At 68.5% G+C, this 21,585-nt stretch carries 21 protein-coding genes and 1 tRNA gene; 12 read left to right on the plus strand and 10 right to left on the minus strand.

Translation table 11 applies throughout. The annotated features are described in order from the left end of the window. The first annotated feature begins 34 nt into the window (after positions 1-34). The 8 genes from EV647_RS23605 (at position 35) to EV647_RS23640 (ending at position 8,061) form a co-directional block, all read left to right on the plus strand. Positions 35-457 carry an SRPBCC domain-containing protein gene (locus tag EV647_RS23605; protein ID WP_134006380.1) on the plus strand — a complete coding sequence of 141 codons (423 nt, stop codon included), beginning with the start codon at positions 35-37 and terminating at the stop codon, positions 455-457. A gap of 161 nt (positions 458-618) precedes the next feature. After that, positions 619-1,530 (plus strand): TatD family hydrolase, encoded by a 912-nt coding sequence (locus tag EV647_RS23610; protein ID WP_134006381.1) that lies wholly within the window; start codon positions 619-621, stop codon positions 1,528-1,530. A 177-nt stretch (positions 1,531-1,707) separates the two neighbouring features. Continuing rightward, positions 1,708-2,016 (plus strand): hypothetical protein, encoded by a 309-nt coding sequence (locus tag EV647_RS23615; protein WP_134006382.1) that lies wholly within the window; start codon positions 1,708-1,710, stop codon positions 2,014-2,016. A gap of 21 nt (positions 2,017-2,037) precedes the next feature. Further along, entirely contained in the window at positions 2,038-2,652 is a 615-nt protein-coding gene (locus EV647_RS23620; protein ID WP_134006384.1) for a nitroreductase family protein, read from the plus strand. A gap of 215 nt (positions 2,653-2,867) precedes the next feature. After that, a complete protein-coding gene (locus tag EV647_RS43115; RefSeq protein WP_134006386.1) occupies positions 2,868-4,001 on the plus strand; it encodes a resuscitation-promoting factor in 1,134 nt (377 codons plus the stop codon). A gap of 15 nt (positions 4,002-4,016) precedes the next feature. Continuing rightward, positions 4,017-4,895, plus strand: coding sequence for a 16S rRNA (adenine(1518)-N(6)/adenine(1519)-N(6))-dimethyltransferase RsmA (gene rsmA / locus EV647_RS23630; RefSeq protein WP_134006388.1), 879 nt, complete (start codon positions 4,017-4,019; stop codon positions 4,893-4,895). A 183-nt stretch (positions 4,896-5,078) separates the two neighbouring features. Beyond that, positions 5,079-6,011 carry a 4-(cytidine 5'-diphospho)-2-C-methyl-D-erythritol kinase gene (locus EV647_RS23635; protein WP_238175586.1) on the plus strand — a complete coding sequence of 311 codons (933 nt, stop codon included), beginning with the start codon at positions 5,079-5,081 and terminating at the stop codon, positions 6,009-6,011. Positions 6,012-6,171: 160 nt separating this feature from the next. Further along, the gene (locus EV647_RS23640) at positions 6,172-8,061 is read left to right on the plus strand and encodes a translation factor GTPase family protein (RefSeq protein WP_202876297.1); all 1,890 of its coding nucleotides are present in this window, start codon (positions 6,172-6,174) and stop codon (positions 8,059-8,061) included. Here the strand turns inward: EV647_RS23640 and EV647_RS23645 are convergent. Further along, on the minus strand, positions 8,045-8,893 hold the full coding sequence (locus EV647_RS23645) for a fructosamine kinase family protein (protein ID WP_166680420.1): 849 nt from the start codon (positions 8,891-8,893) through the stop codon (positions 8,045-8,047). The genes EV647_RS23640 and EV647_RS23645 overlap by 17 nt on opposite strands. 60 nt (positions 8,894-8,953) lie before the next feature. On the opposite strand from EV647_RS23645, the gene EV647_RS23650 reads away from it, so the two are divergent. Then, positions 8,954-10,774 (plus strand): ABC-F family ATP-binding cassette domain-containing protein, encoded by a 1,821-nt coding sequence (locus tag EV647_RS23650; RefSeq protein WP_134006394.1) that lies wholly within the window; start codon positions 8,954-8,956, stop codon positions 10,772-10,774. Positions 10,775-11,168: 394 nt separating this feature from the next. Here the strand turns inward: EV647_RS23650 and EV647_RS23655 are convergent, their stop codons facing one another. Then, the gene (locus tag EV647_RS23655) at positions 11,169-11,666 is read right to left on the minus strand and encodes a MarR family winged helix-turn-helix transcriptional regulator (RefSeq protein ID WP_134006396.1); all 498 of its coding nucleotides are present in this window, start codon (positions 11,664-11,666) and stop codon (positions 11,169-11,171) included. Positions 11,667-11,763: 97 nt separating this feature from the next. Here EV647_RS23655 and EV647_RS23660 point away from each other — a divergent pair, with 97 nt between their 5' ends. Both EV647_RS23660 and EV647_RS23665 read left to right on the plus strand, forming a co-directional pair. Then, complete coding sequence (locus EV647_RS23660; RefSeq protein ID WP_134006398.1) at positions 11,764-12,549, plus strand: methyltransferase domain-containing protein; 786 nt, start codon at positions 11,764-11,766, stop codon at positions 12,547-12,549. 2 nt (positions 12,550-12,551) lie between these two features. Continuing rightward, complete coding sequence (locus EV647_RS23665; RefSeq protein ID WP_202876298.1) at positions 12,552-12,899, plus strand: VOC family protein; 348 nt, start codon at positions 12,552-12,554, stop codon at positions 12,897-12,899. A 44-nt stretch (positions 12,900-12,943) separates the two neighbouring features. Here the strand turns inward: EV647_RS23665 and EV647_RS23670 are convergent, their stop codons facing one another. The 6 genes from EV647_RS23670 to EV647_RS23695 all read right to left on the minus strand — a co-directional run bounded on the left by EV647_RS23670 (position 12,944) and on the right by EV647_RS23695 (position 19,905). Beyond that, entirely contained in the window at positions 12,944-15,406 is a 2,463-nt protein-coding gene (locus EV647_RS23670; RefSeq protein WP_134006402.1) for an ABC transporter permease, read from the minus strand. A 1-nt stretch (position 15,407) separates the two neighbouring features. Next, positions 15,408-16,187, minus strand: a complete 780-nt coding sequence (locus EV647_RS23675) for an ABC transporter ATP-binding protein (RefSeq protein ID WP_134006404.1) — start codon at positions 16,185-16,187, stop codon at positions 15,408-15,410. A gap of 98 nt (positions 16,188-16,285) precedes the next feature. Further along, complete coding sequence (locus tag EV647_RS23680) at positions 16,286-16,954, minus strand: response regulator transcription factor (protein ID WP_134006406.1); 669 nt, start codon at positions 16,952-16,954, stop codon at positions 16,286-16,288. Next, positions 16,954-18,132 (minus strand): sensor histidine kinase, encoded by a 1,179-nt coding sequence (locus EV647_RS23685; protein ID WP_238177359.1) that lies wholly within the window; start codon positions 18,130-18,132, stop codon positions 16,954-16,956. The genes EV647_RS23680 and EV647_RS23685 overlap by 1 nt, the downstream gene beginning before the upstream one ends. 74 nt (positions 18,133-18,206) lie before the next feature. Continuing rightward, a complete protein-coding gene (locus EV647_RS23690) occupies positions 18,207-18,848 on the minus strand; it encodes a TetR/AcrR family transcriptional regulator (RefSeq protein ID WP_133782853.1) in 642 nt (213 codons plus the stop codon). A gap of 58 nt (positions 18,849-18,906) precedes the next feature. Beyond that, on the minus strand, positions 18,907-19,905 hold the full coding sequence (locus EV647_RS23695) for an acyl-CoA desaturase (RefSeq protein ID WP_134006410.1): 999 nt from the start codon (positions 19,903-19,905) through the stop codon (positions 18,907-18,909). A gap of 123 nt (positions 19,906-20,028) precedes the next feature. On the opposite strand from EV647_RS23695, the gene EV647_RS42140 reads away from it, so the two are divergent. Beyond that, a tRNA-Gln gene (locus EV647_RS42140) sits at positions 20,029-20,100 on the plus strand. 249 nt (positions 20,101-20,349) lie between these two features. Here the strand turns inward: EV647_RS42140 and EV647_RS23700 are convergent. Beyond that, entirely contained in the window at positions 20,350-21,108 is a 759-nt protein-coding gene (locus tag EV647_RS23700) for an MBL fold metallo-hydrolase (RefSeq protein ID WP_134006412.1), read from the minus strand. Positions 21,109-21,140: 32 nt separating this feature from the next. Beyond that, complete coding sequence (locus tag EV647_RS23705; RefSeq protein ID WP_134006414.1) at positions 21,141-21,461, minus strand: hypothetical protein; 321 nt, start codon at positions 21,459-21,461, stop codon at positions 21,141-21,143. Between the last annotated feature and the right edge of the window lie 124 nt (positions 21,462-21,585).

The following is a 21,585-nucleotide window of genomic DNA, read 5'->3' on the forward strand; positions in this document are numbered from 1 at the left end:
GAACCGTACTGTCGGGGCAGAAGGGAGTTTCACAATGACTGGGATCGTGGCAGTAGCCGAGATCGACATCGACGCGCCGACCGCACGAGTGTGGAACGTACTGACGAGTCCGGAGCAGCTGAAACAGCTGTGGTTCGGCGCCGAGGTAGACACCGACTGGAAGGTAGGCAGTCCCATCACCTGGACCGGCGAATGGGAAGGCAAGCCCTACCAGGACAAAGGCGAAATCCTCGCCGTAGAACCCGGCCGGTTACTGAAGTTCACCCACTTCAGCCCCCTCACGGGCCAACCCGACGTACCGGAGAACTACCACACCCTCACCTACACGCTGACCGCCAACACCCACCTGAAACTAGAACAAGACAACAACGGGAGCGAGGACGAGGCCAAGCACTCCCAGGGGATGTGGGAACAACTCCTGGCCAAGGTCAAACAGTCCGCCGAATCCTCCGAATAGCAGGTTGTTCCGGTAGATCGGGGAGCGCGATCCGGGGACGTGCGACAGGTAATGGTGGGTCGGCACCTGCTGTTGCCTGTCCCCAGTCACCAGCGCCTGTCCCCACTCCCCACCGCCCCTCGCGCCGGTGAGGCGGTCGGTGACTCAGTAATCTGGGGGACATGTCTGATGGTGTGGAGGTGGGTCGGCCGACTCGGGAGCGGGCTGCGGTGGGGGAGGACGGGCGGTCGCGGGACCGGAGCCGGCCGGCGGTGCCTGATCCGTTGCCGATGAGTGTGGTCGACGCGCACTGCCACCTTGATATCGCCGACGGCGAGGACGGGGACTGGCTGAGCCCGGCCGAGGCGATCCGGCTGGCCAAGTCGGTCGGCGTGACCCGGATCGTCCAGGTGGGTTGCGATCTGCCGGGCGCGGTGTGGGCTGTCGAGGCTGCCACGCAGTACCCGAACCTGGTCGCCGGCGTCGCCCTGCACCCGAACGAGGCGCCGAAGCTGAAAGCGGCCGGTGAGCTGGAGAGCGCGCTGGCCGAGATCGAGCAGCTCGCGGCGAGCTCGGACAAGGTCCGGGTGATCGGTGAGACCGGGCTCGACTACTTCCGCACCGGTGAAGACGGCCGGGCCGCGCAGCACGAGTCGTTCGCCGCGCACATCGAGCTGGCGAAGCGCCTGGACAAGACGCTGATGATCCACGACCGGGACGCGCACGACGACATCCTGCGCATCCTCGATCGCGAAGGCGTGCCGGACCGGGTCGTGATGCACTGCTTCTCCGGCGACACCGAGTTCGCCCGCGAATGCGTGAACCGCGGCGCCTACCTGAGCTTCGCCGGCGTCGTAACGTTCAAGAACGCCCAGTCCCTCCGCGACGCCCTGGCCGTGACCCCCCTCGACCGCATCCTCGTCGAAACCGACGCCCCGTACCTGACGCCATCGCCGTACCGCGGCAAACCGAACGCGTCCTACCTCATCCCGCACACGGTCCGCAAAATGGCCGACGTCCTCAACATCTCCGTCCCAGAACTCTGCGCATCCCTGAACGACAACGCGAATCGCGCCTTCGGAGGATCCTGGTAACGGTCCGGTACGACGAGGCAACTGTCGCCGCCGAGGCCTACCTGGCGGCGAAACTGTCTTCGTTACGGTCCGGACGCCGACCGTCAACGTTTCCGCGGGCCGTTGCGCGGGGTGCCGGACGAGCGCAGTCTGAGGGCGTCGGCCCGGTTCCGGGCCGAGCTGCGAGGGGGAGAGGCAATGAGCGTTCTGATGACGATGAGGGTGACTGGGGACCCGACAGCGATCGAGAAGCTGGCCGCCGACAACGGCGCGCTTTTCCAGGGGGTGCTGGCGGACGCGACCGGTCGCGGTCTGATCTCGCATCACTTCTACGGCAGCGGGACCGAGGTGCTCGTCGTCGACGAATGGCCCGACGAAGCGACTTGTCAGGCGTTCTTCGAGCATTCCGGACCGCAGATCCAGCAGATCATGGAGCAGGCCGGTGTGACGGCAGAGCCGCAGCCCGAGTTCTGGCGGCACCTGGAGGTCGGCGACGACGTCGGGTGATGCCGCTGGTAGACACCTCTCATGGAGTTCAGTGAGGTGGTTCGGCGGCGGCGGATGGTGCGGAACTACGACCCGGATCGTGTGGTGCCGGACGACGTCCGGGAGCGGATTCTGGGGAACGGGTTGCGGGCGCCTTCGGGTGGGTTCAGTCAGGGGTGGGCGTTCCTGACGTTGGAGGGGGACGAGCGGGAGCGGTACTGGCGGATTTCGGCCGAGGATCCGGATCCCAAGTATGTTGAATGGATCACAGGGCTGCGCCGGGCGCCGTTGCTGATTCTGGCCTTCGCGCACAAGGACGCGTACCTCGATCGGTACACCGAACCGGACAAGGGCTGGACCGATCGGGACGAGGGTCGCTGGACCGCGCCGTACTGGTACGTCGACACCGGGATGGCAGTCCTGCTGATGTTGCAGACGGTCGTCGACGAAGGCCTGGGAGCCTGCTTTTTCGGGCCTCCCGCGGACAAGGTGGGCCGGTTGCTCAAGGAGTTCGGCGTACCCGAGGGGTTCGATCTGGTGGGGGTGTTGTCGGTCGGTCACCGGGCCCCGGACAAGCGCTCGCCGTCGCTGAAACGGGGGCGCCGGACGACCGCCGAAGTGGTGCATCGGGGGCAGTGGGGCAATCACACGGTGTGAGTACGCCGTTACACCTTTTTCCGACTCGCCGACCAGGGGATTGGCGCTTCCGCGACTTCTTCGTTATGGTCCCGTGATGTTGGCCGGGATCGGGGAAGATTCCGGGCAGCACAACCCCTCGGCGGGATCAGAAGCTCCGGGCAGCCAGTCCGGCGTCGCGATCGGTGCCTGTGCTGTCCCACCCCGTGCCCGGGTAGCCCTACCTGGGAGCTTTAGTGCGTAAGTCCATCATCGTGGCCGTCGGTGCGACGGCTGCGTTCGCCGTCGCGGGTGGCTCCGTGGCATACGCCGCGAAGAGCAAGACGGTCAGTGTCTCCGTCGACGGCCAGGTGCGGAAGGTGCACACCTTCGGCTCCACCGTGGCAGACGCCCTGAAGGCCGAGAAAGTTCAGGTCGGTGAGCACGACGTGGTCGCGCCCGGCATGGACTCGAAGCTGAAGGACGGCCAGGAGATCGCCGTGCAGTACGGCCGGCAGCTGACGGTGAACGCCGACGGCACCAAGAAGGCCTACTGGACCACCGCCGACAGCGTGAACGAGGCGCTCGCCGACCTGGGTCTGCGGTACGACGGGGCGCAGCTCTCCACGAGCCGTAGCGCGCCGCTCGGCCGCCAGGGCCTGGAGTTGACCATCACGACGCCGAAGACCGTGCAGATCGTGCACCTCGGCAAGACCGTGACGATCAAGTCGCTGGCCGGCACCGTCGGTCAGGCCCTCACCGAGGCGAAGCTGCGCTGGGACTCCGACGACCGGATCACCCCGGCCGCCGCGACCCCGCTGAAGCTCGGCGTGAACAAGATCGGTTTCGTGCAGGTCCTGCAGAAGACCGTCACCAAGACCGAGACGGTCGCGCACGGCACCGACGAGACCAAGTCGGCGACGCTGGAAGTCGGCACCAAGAAGACCACGACCAAGGGCACCGACGGCTCCAAGACCGTCACGTACCTGTACACCTACCTGGACGGCAAGCTGTCGACCACCAAGGTGGTCGGGTCGAAGCTGGTGGCCAAGGCGGTCGACGAGCAGGTCCTGGTCGGCACCAAGCCGAAGCCGGCGGAGCCGACCACGACCACCACGACCACCGAGACCGACACGCCGGCGAGCAGCAACGTCGGTGCGTGGGACCGGATCGCCGAGTGCGAGTCGGGCGGCAACTGGTCCATCGACAGCGGCAACGGGTACTACGGCGGTCTGCAGTTCGACCACGGCACCTGGGCTGCCTACGGCGGTACGGCGTACGCCTACAACGCGAACGGTGCATCGAAGGCGCAGCAGATCGCGATCGCGGAGAAGGTCAAGGCCGACCGCGGCGGCTACGGCGCATGGCCTGTCTGCGGCAAGCGCGCCTAGTGCAAGACTGACGAGGTGACCTCGTCTGATTCATCCACATCAGCCGGACCGAGACTGCTCGGTCCGGCTGATGTGCGTTCGCTGGCCGCGTCCCTCGGGGTGCGTCCGACCAAGCAGCGCGGCCAGAACTTCGTCATCGACCCGAACACGGTGCGCCGGATCGTGCGGGCCGCCGACCTGACGGAGGGCGAGACGGTTCTCGAGGTCGGCCCGGGGCTCGGGTCGCTGACGCTCGCACTGCTCGCGGAAGGGCACCGGGTCACCGCGGTCGAGATCGACCCGCTGCTCGCGCAGGCGCTGCCGTCGACCGTCGCGTCGTACGCGCCGCACCAGGCCGACAGGCTGACCGTGGTCGAGGCCGACGCGATGGACGTGACGCCCGCGGAGATCGGCGAGCCGACCGCCTGCGTGGCGAACCTCCCGTACAACGTCGCCGTCCCCGTCCTGCTGCACCTGCTCCGGGTCTCGGACTCGCTGCGGCACGGCCTGGTGATGGTGCAGTCCGAAGTCGCGGACCGCCTGGCGGCCGGACCGGGTTCGCGGACGTACGGCGTACCGTCCGCGAAGGCCGCCTGGTACGCCGACGTACGGCGCGCTGGGCCGATCGGACGGAACGTCTTCTGGCCGGCGCCGAACGTGGACTCCGGGCTCGTCGCGTTCGAGCGCCGCGAACCGCCCGTGACGGAGGCAAGCCGCGAGGAGGTGTTCGCCGTGATCGAGGCCGCGTTCTCGCAGCGCCGTAAGACGATCCGCTCCGCGCTGGCCCGCTGGATGCCGGACCGCGCACGCCTCGACGAGGTGCTCAGCGCCGCAGGAATCGACCCGCGAGTACGCGGGGAGATGCTCGGGATCACAGAGTTCGCCGCCCTCGCCGGTGCAGGTCGGACGGTGTAATGCCCCCAGGGCATGCCGAGGTCTTCCGCGCCTGCTGCGTGGCACTCGGCGGGCACCTCGCGGCACTGTGGCGAAGGCCACGATGCTCCGCATCGCGACCTCCACCCCAGCACCCCGAGGCACTCCGCCGAGCACCTGCTCGCGACGGCGCGGAAAACCTCGGCATGCCCTAGCCTGTCCGACGTGCCACCTTCTGCTGAGGTCACGGTGCGGGCGCCGGCCAAGATCAATCTCGGTCTGTCGGTCGGTCCGCCGCGCCCGGACGGGTTCCACCCGGTCGCCACGGTGTATCAGGCCGTTGCCCTGTACGACGACGTGACCGCGGTACTGCGGGACGGCGACGGCGAGGTCTCGGTCGAGATCTCCGGCGACTTCGCGGACGACGTGCCGACCGACGAGACCAACCTCGCGGTGCGGGCGGCGCAGTTGCTGCAGGCGGAGTACGACGTCGACGAGGGCGTCGACCTGACGATCCGCAAGACGATCCCGGTGGCCGGCGGGATGGCCGGCGGATCGACTGACGCGGCAGCGACCCTGGTGGCGTGCAACCGGCTGTGGGGCCTGCAGCTGACCCAGACCGAGCTGCAGCACCACGCTGCGGAGCTCGGCAGCGACGTACCGTTCTGCCTGGTCGGCCACACGGCGCTCGGTCAGGGCCGTGGCGAGCAGGTCACCGAGGTGATGTCCCGCGGGACGTTCCACTGGGTGTTCGCGATCGCTGACGGCGGGTTGTCGACGCCGGACGTCTACCGCGAGCTGGACCGGATGCGTCCGCTGCGTCGCGTCGAGGCGCCGCAGGTCCGTCCGGAGCTGATGTCCGCCCTGCTGTCCGGGCAGCCAAGCGCACTCGCCGTTGCGCTCAGCAACGACCTGCAGGCCGCGGCGTTGTCGCTGCGTCCCGAGCTGGGGGAGACGCTCCAGTTCGGCCTCGACCAGGGTGCTCTGGCCGCGCAGATCTCCGGCTCCGGCCCCACGTGCCTCTTCCTCGCCGCCGACAGCCGCAGCGCCGTCGACCTGGCCGTGGAGCTCGCCGAATCCGGCCGCTGCCGCATGGTCCGCCAGGCCGAGGGCCCGGTCCCGGGCGCCCGGATCCTGCCCGCCACCATCAGCCGCTAGAAAATCGCTCGTCCTGGGGCTCTGGTGGTGTTACCGTCCGAGAGAATCCATCGACACAGAGACAGACACCGACAGGAGACCGGGATGCGCCGCGGATCGATCCACCCCATGGGTACTGATCGTTTCGACGCATTCGCGAGGACTCTTGAACTCTCTGACGATGGGTATTGTGGCGCATGTCGACGCCGGTAAGACCAGCCTGACCGAGCGGCTGCTGTACGCCGCCGGCGTCATCGACCGGGTCGGCCGGGTCGACGACGGGAACACGCAGACCGACTCGATGGACCTCGAGCGGAAACGCGGCATCACGATCCGCTCGGCGGTGGTGTCGTTCGCGCTCGGCGACCTGCCGGTGAACCTGATCGACACTCCCGGGCACTCCGACTTCATCGCCGAGGTCGAGCGCGCGCTGTCCGTGCTGGACGGCGCGGTGCTGGTGATCTCCGCGGTCGAGGGCGTGCAGCCGCAGACGCGGTTGCTGATGCGCACGCTGGACCGGCTGCGGATCCCGACGCTGCTGTTCGTGAACAAGATCGACCGGGTGGGTGCGCGGTACGACGAGTTGCTCGCCGACATCCGGCGCTTGCTGACGCCGGCCGCCGTACCGATGGAGTCGGTGGCGGAGCTCGGCCTGCGTACGGCGTCCGTCGTACCCCTGCCGCTGCAGCGCGCCGAAGTGAGCGAGATGGTTGCCGAGCGCAATGATTCGTTCCTCGAGCTGTACCTCGAAGGCGCCGCGGCCGACAACGCGGCCGAACTGCGGCGCCAGGTAGCGAAGGCCGAGATGTATCCGGTGTACTTCGGATCCGCGATGACCGGAGTCGGGATCGCCGAGGTGATCGAGGGCATCCGCACATGGTTGCCGCGGGCAATCGCGGTGCCGGAGGACGAGCTACGGGCCCGGGTGTTCAAGGTTGAACGGGGTGCGGCCGGGCAGAAGATCGCGTCCGCGCGGATCGTCAGCGGGACGCTGGCCGCGCGGACCTCGGTCGCGGTGCATCCCGTGGACGGTCCGGCGTACCAGGTCCGGCCGAGCGGGATCGATGTGTTCGGCGACGGCGGCCGGCACCCGGTGGATCGGGCCGAGGCCGGTCAGATCGTGGCGTTGCGGGGACTGAAGAGCATCCGGATCGGCGATCAGCTCGGCGTACGGACGGCGGACGTGGGGCGGCTGTTCGCGCCGCCGACGCTGGAGACCGTGGTGAGTGCGCGGGACCGCGTGAAGTTGTTCCAGGCGTTGACGCAGCTCGCCGAGCAGGATCCGCTGATCCGGGTCCGGAAGGCCGACGAGATCACGGTGAGCCTGTACGGCGAGGTGCAGAAGGAGGTGATCGCGTCACTGCTCGAGTCCGAGTACGGCGTCGACGTCACCTTCAGCGAGACGACCCCGATCCATGTCGAGCGGTTGATCGGCACCGGTGCGGCGACCCGCGAGATCACTGAAGGCCCGTGGGCGGCGGGGGTCGGTTTCCGGGTCTCGCCGGTTGCCGAGGGCATCGAGTACAACCTGGAGGTGGAGCTCGGCGCGTTGCCGCGGGCGTTCCACACGGCGATCGAGGAGACGGTCCGGCTGACCCTGCACCAGGGGCTGTTCGGCTGGGAGATCCCGGACATCCGGGTGGATCTCACGCACACGGCGTACTGGAGCCCGGTCACCGTGGCGGCCGACTTCCGCCGCCTGGTGCCGCTCGTCCTCCTGCAAGCGATCGCCGAGGCCGGTACGACGGTCCTGGAGCCGGTCAACCACTTCGAGCTCGATGTTCCGTCCGACACCGTCTCTCGGGTCCTCGCGCACGTGGCCGAACATCGCGGCGTCGTCACGCAGACCAGCCTCACAGAGACACAGGCCCACATCGAAGGCACTATCCCGGCCGCCACCACACACCCCTTCGAGTCCATGCTCCCGACCCTCGGCCGAGGCGAGGCCCTCCTCGCCACCAGCTTCGACAGCTACAGCCCTGTCCCAGGTCCGGCCCCCAGCCGCGCCCGCACGGACGGCAACCCCCTCAACGAGAAGCAGTACGTCCTGAACCTCAGTCGAGCTGTTTGAGGATGGTGGAGATTTCGGCGACGGCTTCGGGGCGGTCCGGCCAGTGGGCGGTGATGCAGATGAGTTCTCGGAGGTGGAGGAGCGGGAGGCGGTCACGCCAACCAGCGGCCAGCGGGTGGACCTCCTCGTAGGCGTCGAAGAACGTCTCGGAGAGATGGCCGTAGATGAGGAGGGTGGCCAGGTCGGCCTCGGGCCAGCCGTAGTGGACGGCAGGGTCGATCATGGCCGGGCCGCCGTCGGGCGCCGGGAGGAGGTTGCCGTGCCACAGGTCGCCGTGGAGGAGGGACGGCGGCTGCGGCGGGATCAGCTCGGGGAGGCGGTTGGCGACGCGTTCGAGGCGGCGGCGATCGGCTTCCGGGAGCTGGTTGTGGCAGTTCGGCTCCTCCAGGTAGCGGAGCAGGCGGTGCTCGGCGAAGAACGCGTGCCCGTCGCTTGTCCACGGGTTCCGCTGCGGGAGAGTGCCGAGGTAGTTGTCCTGGTGGTACCCGAACTTGTCCGCGGTCTGGTGATGCTGCAGCGCCAGCGCCCGCCCGGCGTCTTCCCAGTACGTCGGCGACGGTTCCGACGTACCGAGGTCAGACAGCACGATGAACGCCGGCGTCACCCGAAGGACGTCTGGTACGGCGAATCCGCCGGGTGCACGCAGCGCGTCGAGACCGTCGGCCTCCAGCGCGTACAGGTCCGCCGGCAGGCCGTCCTGCGTCTTCACGACCACCGATTCGCCGAGCGTCGTCCGCACGCGGAACGTCTTGCTGGCGTAGCCGCCTTCCAGCGGATCGGCGGCGATCGCGTCGCCGAGGGACAGTCCTTCGAGCCAGGCGGTAGTCAACACCTGGACGATCCTGGCACGATCCGGGGAACGGTGTCCGCGTCAGCTACCCTTGGGCGCGTTATGGCGGCACCTAACTTGGTCAATCTGGAAGCTGTTTCGAAGGGCTTCGGGACCCGCACACTGCTCGACTCGGTCAGTCTCGGCGTAGGCCGTGGTGAGCGCATCGGCGTGGTCGGGCGCAACGGCGACGGCAAGTCGACGCTCCTGCAGGTCCTGGCCCGGCGTGAGGAGCCCGACAGCGGCCGGATCACCCACAACCGCGAGCTACGGCTCGGGTACCTCGGTCAGAGCGACGACCTCGACCCGGACCAGACCGTCCTGCACGCGGTGCTAGGCGATGTCGAGACCTACACCTGGGCGGCCGACCCGCGGGCGCGCTCCGTCATGGAGCACCTGCTCGGCGAAGTCGACCACCAGGCGCAGGTCGGCAGCCTGAGCGGTGGTGAGCGCCGCCGGGCCTCCCTGGCCAGACTCCTGCTCACCGAGGTCGACCTGCTGATTCTCGACGAGCCCACCAACCATCTCGATATCGAAGCCGTCAGCTGGCTCGCCGAGCACGTCGTCGACCGGGCGGGCGCGCTGATCGTGGTGACCCACGACCGCTGGTTCCTCGACGAGGTCTGCACCGACACGTGGGAGGTGCAGGGCGGCCGCGTCACGTCGTACGACGGTGGGTACGCGGCGTACGTCCTCGCCAAGGCCGAGCGGGCCCGCACCGCGCAGGTCACCGAGGCCAAGCGGCAGAACCTCCTGCAGAAGGAGCTCGCCTGGCTGCGTCGCGGCGCGCCCGCCCGCAGCACCAAGCCGAAGTTCCGGATCGAGGCGGCCAACGCGCTGATCGAGGACGTGCCGCCGCCGCGGGACAAGCTCGCACTGTCGCAGCTGGCGACCGCGCGGCTCGGCAAGGACGTGTTCGACGTCGAGGACGTCAGTCTGAGCTTCGGCGACCGGAAGATGCTCGACCACGTCACGTTCCGGCTCGGTCCGGCCGACCGGATCGGGCTGCTCGGCCCGAACGGCGCCGGCAAGACCACGTTCCTGAAGGTCCTGACCGGGCAGCTCGCGCCGGACCGCGGCCTGGTCAAGCGGGGCAAGACTGTCCGGATCGCCAACCTGTCGCAGACCCTCGAGGAGATCGACGGCACGGTCACCGTCCTCGACCACATCACCGCGATCCGTCGTACGGCGGCGCTCGCGGGCCGGGGCGGTGAGCTGACGTCGTCGCAACTGCTCGAGCGCTTCGGGTTCACCGGCGACAAGCTGACGACGCGGATCTCGGACCTGTCCGGTGGTGAGCGGCGCCGGCTGCAGGTGCTGCGCATCCTGCTCGACGAGCCGAACGTGCTGATCCTCGACGAGCCGACCAACGACCTGGACGTCGAGACGCTGACCGTGCTCGAGGATTTCCTGGACAGCTGGCCCGGCGTCGTCGTCACCGTCACCCACGACCGGTACTTCCTGGAGCGGGTCAGCGACATGGTTTACGCGATCATGGGTGACGCCCGGGTCCGGCATCTGCCGCGCGGTGTCGATCAGTATCTCGACGAACTCGCGGCCGGAATTCCGCGGCGGCCGGCGTCGAATGCGTTGACGCCGGCCACAGAAGTGTCCACCGATTTGTCAACGGCGGAAAACGGCCAGGTAGTTGAACGCCCGACGGCTGATGCGGCAGCGGCCCGGGCGGCGAAGAAAGAACTGAACCGGATCGAGCGGCAGCTCGCGAAGATCACCGAGGCCGAGACGAAACTGCACGACCAGCTGGCCGCTAGTGCGAGCGACTACGAGCGGCTCTCCGAGCTGGACGCCGAGCTCCGCAAGCTGGCCGACGAGCGCGGCGAGCTGGAAACGGCGTGGTTCGAAGCGGCGGAACGCGCGGAGTAGCAGGAGTTTCGAGCTGCGGCGCCCCTCCGATCCCCTGTCATTCGGAGGGGGCGCCGAGCTCGTGGGTGAGCGGGCCCCGTGCCGGCCGGCGTTGTTCGAGCCCCGAGCCCCGGACACCGCGCGGCCACTTTCGGCGGACCACCTCTTGCCGCCGAAGTCACCGTGTTCTGACATTTTGTAGTCGATCAACCACCGACGGTGACGACCCTAGTAGTGGGCCCAGCCGGTGTCGACAGTGGTCGGCTACAGCAATCTCTCGATCTCGTTGCAACTAGCAACGATCGGACCCGGACCGAAGTGACGGGTCGTCTTTTCGGATAATTCCGGGGTATTTCGGCCGTGCTTTGTCCGTACGAACAAGCGGCTTTGCAGGCGACGCAAACGATTGTTTCGGTCAGTGCTTTTCCAGGTCGAACGGGCGGACCAGCTCGCGCAACGCCCGGGCGATCTTCTGCTGGTCGCCGTCGCTGAGGCCGCCGAGCAGCGCGCGCTCGTGGGTGAGCAGGTCGGCCATCGCGGCGTCGACCTTGTCCCGGCCGGCGGGCGTCAGCTGGACCAGCACGCCGCGGCGGTCATGCGGATCCGGCAGCCGCTCGACCAGGCCGCGGGCGGCCAGCCGGTCGACCCGGTTGGTCATCGTGCCGGACGTGACCAGGGTTTCCTTGAGCAGCTTGCCGGGGGACAGTTGGTACGGCGTACCCGCTCGACGCAGGGCCGCGAGGACGTCGAACTCCCAGGACTCCAGGCCGTGGGTGCCGAAGGCCTGGCTGCGGGCGCGATCGAGATGCCGCGCCAGCCGGCTGACCCGGGACAGCACCTCCATCGGTGCCACGTCGAGATCGGGGCGCTCGCGGCGCCAGGCTTCGATCAGCCGATCGACCTCGTCCTCCATGCGTTCGAGAGTACCCATCAAGACTCTTGACATCAAGACAAGTCGGAGGGCTAGAGTATCTCGACGTCAAGATAAATCATCTGAGAGGGGCAGCCCGATGCGCACGTCACCGGTGTGGAGTCCAGAGCAGTACGGCACGTACGCCGACGAGCGTGCCCGGCCGTTCCGGGACCTGGTCGAGCGGGTCCGGGCGACCGACGTACGGACCGTGGTCGACCTCGGCTGCGGACCGGGCGCGTTGACCGCGACGCTGCGTCAGGTCTGGCCGGAGGCCGTGATCCGCGGGATCGACAGCTCGCCGCAGATGCTCGAGGCGGCCGCGCAGTACGCCGACGACCACCTGAGCTTCGAGCTCGGTGACGTCCGCGAGTGGAGCGTCGAGCCCGGTTCGCTGGATGTGATCGTCACGAACGCGACGCTGCAGTGGGTGCCGGAGCAGCTCGACCTGCTGCCCGGGTTCGTCCGGGCGCTGCGGCCGGGCGGGTGGTTGGCGATCCAGATCCCGGGCAACGGTGATGCTCCGTCGCACGCGATCCTGCGAGAGCTGGCCGGCCGCGAGCCGTACGCCGAGTACGCGAAGGACACGTCGCTGCGTCCCGACGTACCTGGTCCGGCCGAGTACGTCGACGCGCTCAGCGCGGAAGGTTGCGTGGTGGACGCGTGGGAGACGACGTACTTCCACCTGCTGTCCGGCGACAACGCCGTATTGGAGTGGGTGAAGGGGACCGGCGCGCGGCCGGTGCTGCAGTCGCTGCCGGACGACGTACGTCCGAAGTTCGAGGCGGAGTACGGCGCTCGGCTGGCGGAGGCCTATCCGCAGCGGGACTACGGGACGCTGCTTCCGTTCCGGCGGATCTTCGCGGTTGCGCACAAGAAGGGATGACCATGCGGCTCGATCATGTGCAGGTGTCTTGTCCGCCCGGTGGTGAGGACGTGGCGCGGGCGTTCTATCGCGATGCGCTCGGGATGACCGAGGTGGAGAAGCCGGAGCTGCTCAAGCCGCGCGGCGGGTGCTGGTTCAAGGCCGGTGCTGCGGAGATCCACGTCGGCGTGGAGCAGAACTTCACGCCCGCGAAGAAGGCGCACCCCGCGCTGGCCGTCGACAACCTGGACGCGTTGGCTTGCCGGCTGGCAGATCTGGGTTTCCCGGTGACCTGGGACAACGACACAATCCCGGGCCGCCGCCGCTTCCACACCGCCGACGGCCACGGGAATCGAGTCGAGATCGTGTGAAGAAGCGGCTCGCCCGGCCCCCTCAAGCTGGGCGAGCCGCTGGCTTATTCGGTCGCCAGTGCGCCGGCTGGTGCGACCTTGGCCGCGCGGCGGGCGGGTAGCACCGAGGCGAGCAGGCCTGCGACGGCGGCGACGGCGGCGATGGTGATCAGCAGGGTCCCGGGTACGGCGTACTCCACGCCGCCCTCGACCGTCTGGCCGCCCATCAGCGCGCTCGTCCCGGTCCAGCCGTAGATCAGACCGAGTGCGATCCCGAGACCGGCCGCGACCAGTGCCATCAGCAACGACTCGACCGCGAGCATCCCGCGCAACTGGCGGCGGGACAGCCCCATCGCCCGGAGCAGCGCGTTCTCCCGCGTCCGCTCCAGCACCGACAGGCTGAGCGTGTTACCGACCCCGACCAGTGCGATCAGCACCGAGACCCCGAGCAGACCGATGCCGACGATCAGCAGTACGTCGAAGACCTTGGTGTAGCTGGTCCGCTCGGCCAAGCCGCCCTGCACGGACAGATCCTTGACGGTCGGGATCGACTGCTCCACGGCGTCGACCACGTCGGCGCCGTCCGCCTTCGGGTCCGACGCCAGCCAGAACCCGGTCACGGGCGCACTCGGCACCAGCTTCGCGAGATCGGCCGAGGTCGCGGTGATCGGGTCGACCCCGATCGCCAGCCGGGCGGTCAGCGTGACCTTGTGCTGCCCGGACACGATCGTCACCGGCGAGCCGTCCTCGAGCTTCAGCTGCTGCATCACCGGGTAGGTGACCAACGCCGTACCCGGCTTCAGCTTCTCGCTCAGCGCCGCGTTGTGGATCACCGAGCGCGCCTTGCCCGCGTCGATACCGGTCACGTCGATCTCTTCGCCGCCGGCCTTCACGGTCACCGTGCTGATCGGGACGACCTGGGTGATGCCCTTGATGTCGCGGAGCTGCTGCTCGGCGCTCGCCGGCATCTTCTCCTTGTACGTCGTCACCATCAGATCGACCGGGTACTGGCCGTCCATCGACACATCAAACGTTTTCCGTACCGAGGCGATCCCGACGCAGGTGAGGCTGATCAGGGTCACGCCGATGAGCAGTGCCGACGTGGTGGCCGCCGTACGCCGGGGGTTGCGGACCGCGTTCGCGACGGCGATCCGGGCGGGTACGCCGCCACTGCGGGCGGGGAGTGCGCCGATCACGCGGATCAGTGCCGGGACGAGCAGGGCGCCGACCGCGAGGATGCCCATGAACGAGATGGTGCCGCCCACGACACCGATCAGCACCTGGTGCTGCTTGGCCCCGACCGCCAGCAGTAGGCCGCCGCCGGCGAGGAGCAGGAAGCCCAGGACCAACCGCAGTACGCCGGCCTTGGTCGTGGCCGCCGGAGCCACCTCGGGACGAAGCGCTGCCAACGGCGCTACCTTGGTTGCCCGCCGGGCGGGTACAACGGCTGCCAGGAGCGTGACTGCGACACCTATGACCAGCGGCAGGAACAGCGACACCAGGTCCAGGTGCAGTGGTACGGGCGGAATACCCCAGTCGAACTCGCGGGACAGCGCCAGGCCCAGCGCGGACAGGGCGACACCGAAGACGACACCGATCGCGGACGCGATCACGCCGACCACGGTGGCCTCGGCGAGGACAGACGAGAAGACCTGCCGGCGGGAGGCGCCCACGCAGCGCAGCAGCGCCATCTCGCGGGTGCGCTGGGCGATCACGATCGTGAAGGTGTTGCCGATCACCAGGCAGGCCACGAACAACGCGATCAAGGCGAACATCCCGAACACGCCGCCGAGGACGTCGATACCGTGGGTCAGACCCTCCACCTCGTGCTGGATGAACGCCTCACCGGTGAAGACGGTCAGACCGCTCGCCACGACGGCCTGCGCGGCGTCGGTCAGTTGCTGCTGGCTGACGCCGGGCTTCGCGGCCAAGGCGACTCCCCGGGTGAATGCGCCCGGGTCGAAGATCTTCACCGCGGCCGGAGTCGCGACCGCGGAAGCGCTTCCTACGTACTTCGAGTCGTCCACCAGTCCGACGACGGTGACGGTCCACGACTTGCCGTCGTACGAGCTGATCCGCAAGCTCTGGCCGACGCCGATCTTGTGCTTGGCTGCAATCCGTGCCGGGAGGGCGATCTCGTTCGTTGCGGTCGGCAATCGTCCGGACGAGGTGCCGGGGCCGGCGATCTGCGCCGTGCTGTAGAGCGCGTCGATCGGGACCGTGGTACCGCGGACGAGGTCGGGGAACGCGAAATCCATGTACGCGGTCGTCAGTGTGACGACCGCCGCGGCCTGTGGCAGTTTCTGCACCTTGGCGATGTCGGCGGGGGAGATGGTCGCGTTGTCCGGGTAGACGACGGCGTCAACGCCCTTGTACTGCGCGCCGATCGTCTCGTCGACGCCGTGCGACGCGGACGCGTGCACGATCATCGCGAGCGAGCCGAAGCCGACCCCGAGGACGATCGCCAGACAGGCGGCGACCAAGCGGCCCATGTGGGCGCGCAGCGAAGAGAGGAGCGAACGTCGCACGTCAGGCCCCCAGCTGACGCAGCGCGTCGAGAACGCTCTCCGGGGTCGGCTCCCGCAGCTCGCCGGCCAGCTTGCCGTCGGCAAGCATCACGACGCGGTCGGCGTACGACGCCGCGAGCGGGTCGTGCGTCACCATCACCACGGTCTGGCCGAACTCGCGGACCGAGCGGCGCAGGAAGCCGAGCACCTCGGCGCCGGACCGCGAGTCCAGGTTGCCGGTCGGCTCGTCGGCGAACACGACCTCCGGCCGGCCGACCAGGGCCCGCGCCACCGCGACCCGCTGCTGCTGGCCGCCGGACAGCTCGGACGGGCGGTGCGTGAGCCGGTCGCCGAGCCCGAGGACCTCGATCAGCGTGCTCAGCCACTGCTGGTCCGGCTTGCGGTTGCCGAGCTCGAGTGGGAGCAGGATGTTGTCGTTCGCCGACAGCATCGGGAGCAGGTTGAACGACTGGAACACGAAGCCGACCCGGTCCCGGCGGATCTTGGTCAGCTCCGCGTCCGGCAGCCGGGTCAGCTCGGTCTCGCCGAGCAGCACCTGGCCCTCGGTCGGGGTGTCCAGCCCGGCGAGGCAGTGCATCAGCGTCGACTTGCCGGACCCCGACGGACCCATGATCGCGGTGAACTGGCCGACCCCGAAGTCGACCGAGACCCCGTCGAGCGCGGCGACCGCGGTGTCGCCCTGTCCGTACACCTTGCGCAGCTCGTGCGCCCGGATCGCGGTCCGCGGCTGCCCGTCCTGCGGCAACCGCCCGGCCGCAAGCTCTCCGGTCTGCAAGCTCATCTCACTCCTCAACTCAACTGAACGTTGGTGAAGAAGTTAGTCAGCGCGCGGCGGGATCTCGTCGGACCGGAGACTGCAGTATGCGTACGACCTGGGTATTACTTGGTCGGGCGGACGAGCCCGGTCTCGTACCCCAGGACGACGAGGGCGACCCGGTCCCGCAGGCCGGTCTTGGCCAGGATCCGCCCGATATGCGTCTTGACCGTTGCCTCGGACAACGTGAAGAGCTTGGCGATCTCGGTGTTCGACAGGCCGCGGGCGACCTCGACGAGCACCTCGCGCTCGCGGGCCGTCAGGTCGGCAAGGTCCGGTCGCTCGGTCTGCTCGTCGGGCAGGGCGCCGGCGAAGTGCTCCAGGAGACGTCTCGTCGTACTGGGGGAGACGACGGCGTCGCCGGAGTGCACCTGCCGGATCGCGTTCAGCAGGTCGGCGGGCGGGGTGTTCTTGAGCAGGAAGCCGGACGCGCCGGCCTTGATCGCGGCGAACGCGTACTCGTCCAGGTCGAACGTGGTCAGCACGATGACTCTCGGTGCCTCGGGCAACGACTGCAGCCGGCGGGTGGCCTCGACGCCGTCCAGCCGCGGCATCCGGACGTCCATCAGAACCACGTCGCACGCGGTCACCTGGATCTTCTCGAGCGCCTCACCGCCGTCGCCCGCCTGGCCGACCACCCGCATGTCGGCCTGCGAGTCCACGAGCATCGTGAAGCCCGCTCTGACGAGTTCCTGATCGTCCACGAGGAACACCCGGATCACGTCGTCTTCCATTACTCTCCAGTCGGCAGGTTGTACGGCAGTCTGGCGATCACCTCGTAACCACCGCCAGCCTTCGGTCCGGCGCTCACCGTACCGCCCGAGACCGAGGCGCGTTGCCGCATCCCGACCAGGCCGTGACCTGGGTCCGAGCTCGGCGCGACGCCGGCGCCGCGGCCGTCGTCGGTGACCACCACGGTCAGCATCTCGCGCCCGAAGTCCAGGCTGACGGAGGTGCGTGCCCCCGGCCCGGCGTGTTTCAGCGTGTTCGTCAGCCCCTCCTGCACGATCCGGTACGCCGTCAGCCCGAGCAGGGCCGGGAGATCGCGGGGTTCGCCGGTGACCTCGTAGCTGACGCTGAGACCGGCTTCCCGGACGTTCTCGATCAGCTCGGGCAGGCTGGAGACGCCGGGCTGCGGGCGGGGCTGGTTCGGGTCGAGCTCGTTCTGCTCGTCCTGCTTGAGCAGGCCGAGCATCTTGCGCATCTCGGTCAGGCTCGCGCGGCCGGTGTCGCCGATCGTGGCGAGGGCCTTCTTCGCCGCCTCGGGCGACTGGTCCGCGGCGTACAGCCCGCCGTCGGCCTGGACGATCATGATCGACAGGCCGTGCGCCACCACGTCGTGGATCTCGCGGGCGATCCGGGTCCGTTCGTTGCTCACGGCCAATTTCGCCTCGCGGTCGCGGTCCCTTTCGAGCTGGGCGGCCCGCTCCTCGAGCTGAGCGACGTACAGGCCGCGGGTACGGCGGCGCTCGCCGAACGCCCAGACGCCGAAGACGAGCGCGCCGAGCGCGACCATCATCGTGACCTGCTGCTTCCAGTCCGAGTTCGCCCAGTACCGCGAGGTCGCCATCAGGACGCCGAGACCGCCGATACCCAGCGCGATCCGGCTCAGGCGTACGTCGCCGTACACGGAGATGGCGTACAACGCGACCAGCAGACCGACGTTGCCGGGCATCAGTTCGATGCCGATGAGCCACTGCAGGACGGCGACCGAGCAGACCGCGAAGAAGACCAGTTCGGGGTGGGTGCGGCGCCAGATCAGCGGGACCAGCATGCCGAACGCGAGGATGCCGCCCAGGTGCGCCTGCGCGAGCGACAGGAAGCCGAAGATCATGCAGAGGCCGCCGGCCAGCAGCAGGTCGAACGCCCTGCTCCGGGCAGGCAGCGGCCGCGCGGTCAACATCCCCGTCATGCTGGCCAGGGTACGGGTCCCGGACTTGGCGGGGGTCATTCCACAGTCGGATGTCGGCGTACGACCAGAGGCTGTTACTTGTGCGGGCGGGTCGCGAGAACCGGCTTGACCTCGAGGCCGGACAGGCCGTTCCAGGCGAGGTTGACCAGGTGCGCGGCGACGTCCTGCTTCTTCGGTTTGCGGGCGTCCAGCCACCACTGGCCGGTGAGCGCGACCATGCCCACCAGCATCTGGGCGTACATCGGGGCGTTCTTCGGCTCCAGCCCGCGGCGCTTGAACTCCTCGGCCAGGATGTGCTCGACCCGGGTCGCGACGTCGCTGAGGATCGAGATGAACGAGCCGGTGGCCGACCCGACCGGCGAGTCGCGGACCAGGATCCGGAACCCGTCGGAGTTGTTCTCGATGTAGTCGAGCAGCGCGAGCGCCGCCTGCTCGACGAGTTCGTGTGCCCGGCCGGCCGTCAGCGCGCCGGTGACGCCGTCGAGCAACGCCCGTACCTCGCGGTCGACAACCACGGCGTACAGGCCTTCCTTGCCGCCGAAGTGTTCGTACACCACCGGCTTGGAGACCTCGGCACGATGTGCGATCTCCTCGACCGAGGTCGCCTCGTAGCCCTTCTGGGCGAACAGGCCGCGGGCGATGGTGATGAGCTGCTCGCGACGTTCGGCACTGGTCATCCGGATCCGGCCGGACCGCCGCGGTTTGGGTTCCGTCACGTCGTGATCACGTCAGCATCATGCCGCACTTCGGGTATTGCGGGTGGGAGTTTTACGGTCACGCAGCCTTGAGCGTACGGGGCGAAGAGTCCACACGACGGGCCTCCAGCCGCTCCTTGACCGGCCAGCGGACGTCGGACGCCCAGCCCTGCTTCTCGAAGAACCAGATGCAGCGGGCGGACGTGTCGAGCTGTCCCTTGAGTACGCCGTGCCGCGCGCAGGTCGGGTCGGAGTGGTGCAGGTTGTGCCACGACTCGCCCTGGCTCAGGATCGCCAGCCACCACACGTTGCCGGACTTGTCGCGGCTCTTGAACGGCCGGTCGCCGATCGTGTGGCAGATCGAGTTGATCGACCAGGTGACGTGGTGCAGCAGCGCGATCCGGACCAGGCTGGCCCAGAAGAACGCGGTCAGCGCACCGGTCCACGACCAGGACCAGAGGCCGCCGATGACGGCGGGCGCGAGGAGGCTGACGGCCACCAGCACCGGGAACATCCGGGACACCCTGACGACGTCCTTGTCCTTCAGCAGATCCGGCGCGTACTGCCGCTGCGGGGTCTGCTCGGTGTCGAACAGCCAGCCGACATGCGCGTGGAAGAAGCCCTTGGTGAGCGCGCCCAGCGTGTTCCCGTACTTCCAGGGGCTGTGCGGGTCGCCGTCGCGGTCGGAGAACTTGTGGTGCTTGCGGTGATCGGCCACCCAGCGGATCACCGGGCCCTCGATCGCCAGCGAGCCGGCGATCGCGAGGGCATACTTGAGCGGGCGGTTCGGCTTGAAGGACTTGTGCGTGAACAACCGGTGGAAGCCGATCGAGATCCCGTGACCGGCGATCGTGTAGAACACCACCGCGAGTACGACGTCCCGCCAGCCGAGGAGCCCGCCCCACGCGATCGGCACCGCCGCCAGCACCGCCAGGAACGGGACGCCGATGAACAGCGCCAGCGCGACCTGCTCCCAGAGCTTCTTCTGCTCACCGCCGAGCGTTCCGGTGTTCACGTCCTCGTCGACCGGCACGGTACGGGTGGGCGCATCCGGGGTGGCAACGGCGGGTGGAGTCATATCGGTCAATCCCTCAGCTCAGCGTGTCCTTACCTACGCCACCGTAACCTACGGGACCGTAGGTAAGGAACCCCTGAGCGTGTCATCCACCCCACTCATGGCAAACTGTCCCGGCAACCACGATCCCCCGTGGGGTAATCGGCAGCCCGCGAGACTTTGAATCTCGAAGACCAGGATCGAAACCTGGCGGGGGAGCTAGTACGTACGGCGTATGCCCGCCAGATGGTGGGCTGAGGTGGATGTAGCAACCCGACGCGGTGCTCCTCCGTCGCCGTGCTACGCGCCGCCCCCACCCACCCGGCGCTCAACGCGCCATTTAGCGCTTCGCGCGCGACCGCCTGGTACTGGTGCCGACTCGTGAACCAAGCGCCGAACCACCCGCGACCGCCAACTACGCCGCTCCCGGGATTCTTTGGCCCTCGAGCAGTGCAACTGGGGCGTTTTCTATTCGGACGAGTGCCGGGCCTGGTTCAGGTTCGATTGGTGTGGGCCTGCGAGCCAGTCCTGTGACAGGCGGGGGTCGGGTGGGTCTTCTCCTTGGCGTAGTGCGTTGATGTAGGCGCGGTCGGCGTTCAGGCGGGCTGCCACTTCGGGACCCTTGGCGACTGCGCCGTGGCCGGGGATCAGGATGTTGACGTCGCGGGCGGCCTCGGCGAGGCGGTCGAGTGCTGTTTCGTAGGCGCTGACCTGGTCGGGGCGGCGGGCGTCGAGGAGCGGGATCAGGACGTCGGAGAGCATGTCGCCGGCGATCAGGACGCCGCGGTCGGCGAGGAGTACGGCGGCGTGGCCGATGGCATGCGCCTGATGCTCGACGATTTCGCCCGGTATGGGTCCTCCATCCGCGGGCAGTGGGCTGAGGAGCCCGATCAGCTCGAGCGGGACGCCCTCCGCGCTCTCCGCCGCCATCGCCTGCGCTCGCTCGCGCGCTTCAGCGGCAACCGTCGTACAGCCGAGCGTGGCGTACCGCGGCACGTCGCCGTACCGGGAATGCCAGAGCAGGTGATCCCAGTGCGGATGCGTCGAGAACCCGGCGATCACCGGAACCCCGAGCCGGTCCACGTCATCGGCGAGCTCGCTCAGATCGGCCCCGTCGATCCCGGGATCGACCAGCACCAACCCGCCCTCCCCACGCACCACAACGGCATTGCTCCAAACCCACTCGCTCTGCCGCACCCAAACGCCGTCAGCCACCTCAGTCAACATCCGCTCACTGTGTCAGCTGTCCCCACCCAGATCTACTGGTCGTGGGATGACTGGTGTCGTGCGGGTGGTTGTGGCCGGCGATGAGCCCAGATGACGGCGGCCGTCCAGGTCAGAAACGCCAGTACGACGCCGACCGCACCGCCGGCTCCTGGTACGTCGACAAGGCTCCCGAGGACGGCGCCCATCGCGCCCAGGGGCAGCACCGCCGCCCACAGCAGTGCGAACGCATCGCCACCCGTACCGAGATCGCGTAGCCGCTTGTCGAGCGGACGGCGGCCTCCCATCAGCAGCACGATCTGCGCGCTGATCACCACCGCGACCACCAGCCCAAGCACCAACGGAACGGTCCCCACAACCCCAGTGTGCAGACCAACAGGCTGACAGGTTGTTTTACCGGTGGCGTGTTGTAGGGCAGCGGGCCTCCCCCGAACCCGCACCACAACCGGCCAACGCAACCCGCAGACACCTTACTGCAGC

It is taken from the genome of Kribbella sp. VKM Ac-2566 (assembly GCF_004366005.1).
Classification (GTDB): domain Bacteria; phylum Actinomycetota; class Actinomycetes; order Propionibacteriales; family Kribbellaceae; genus Kribbella; species Kribbella pratensis.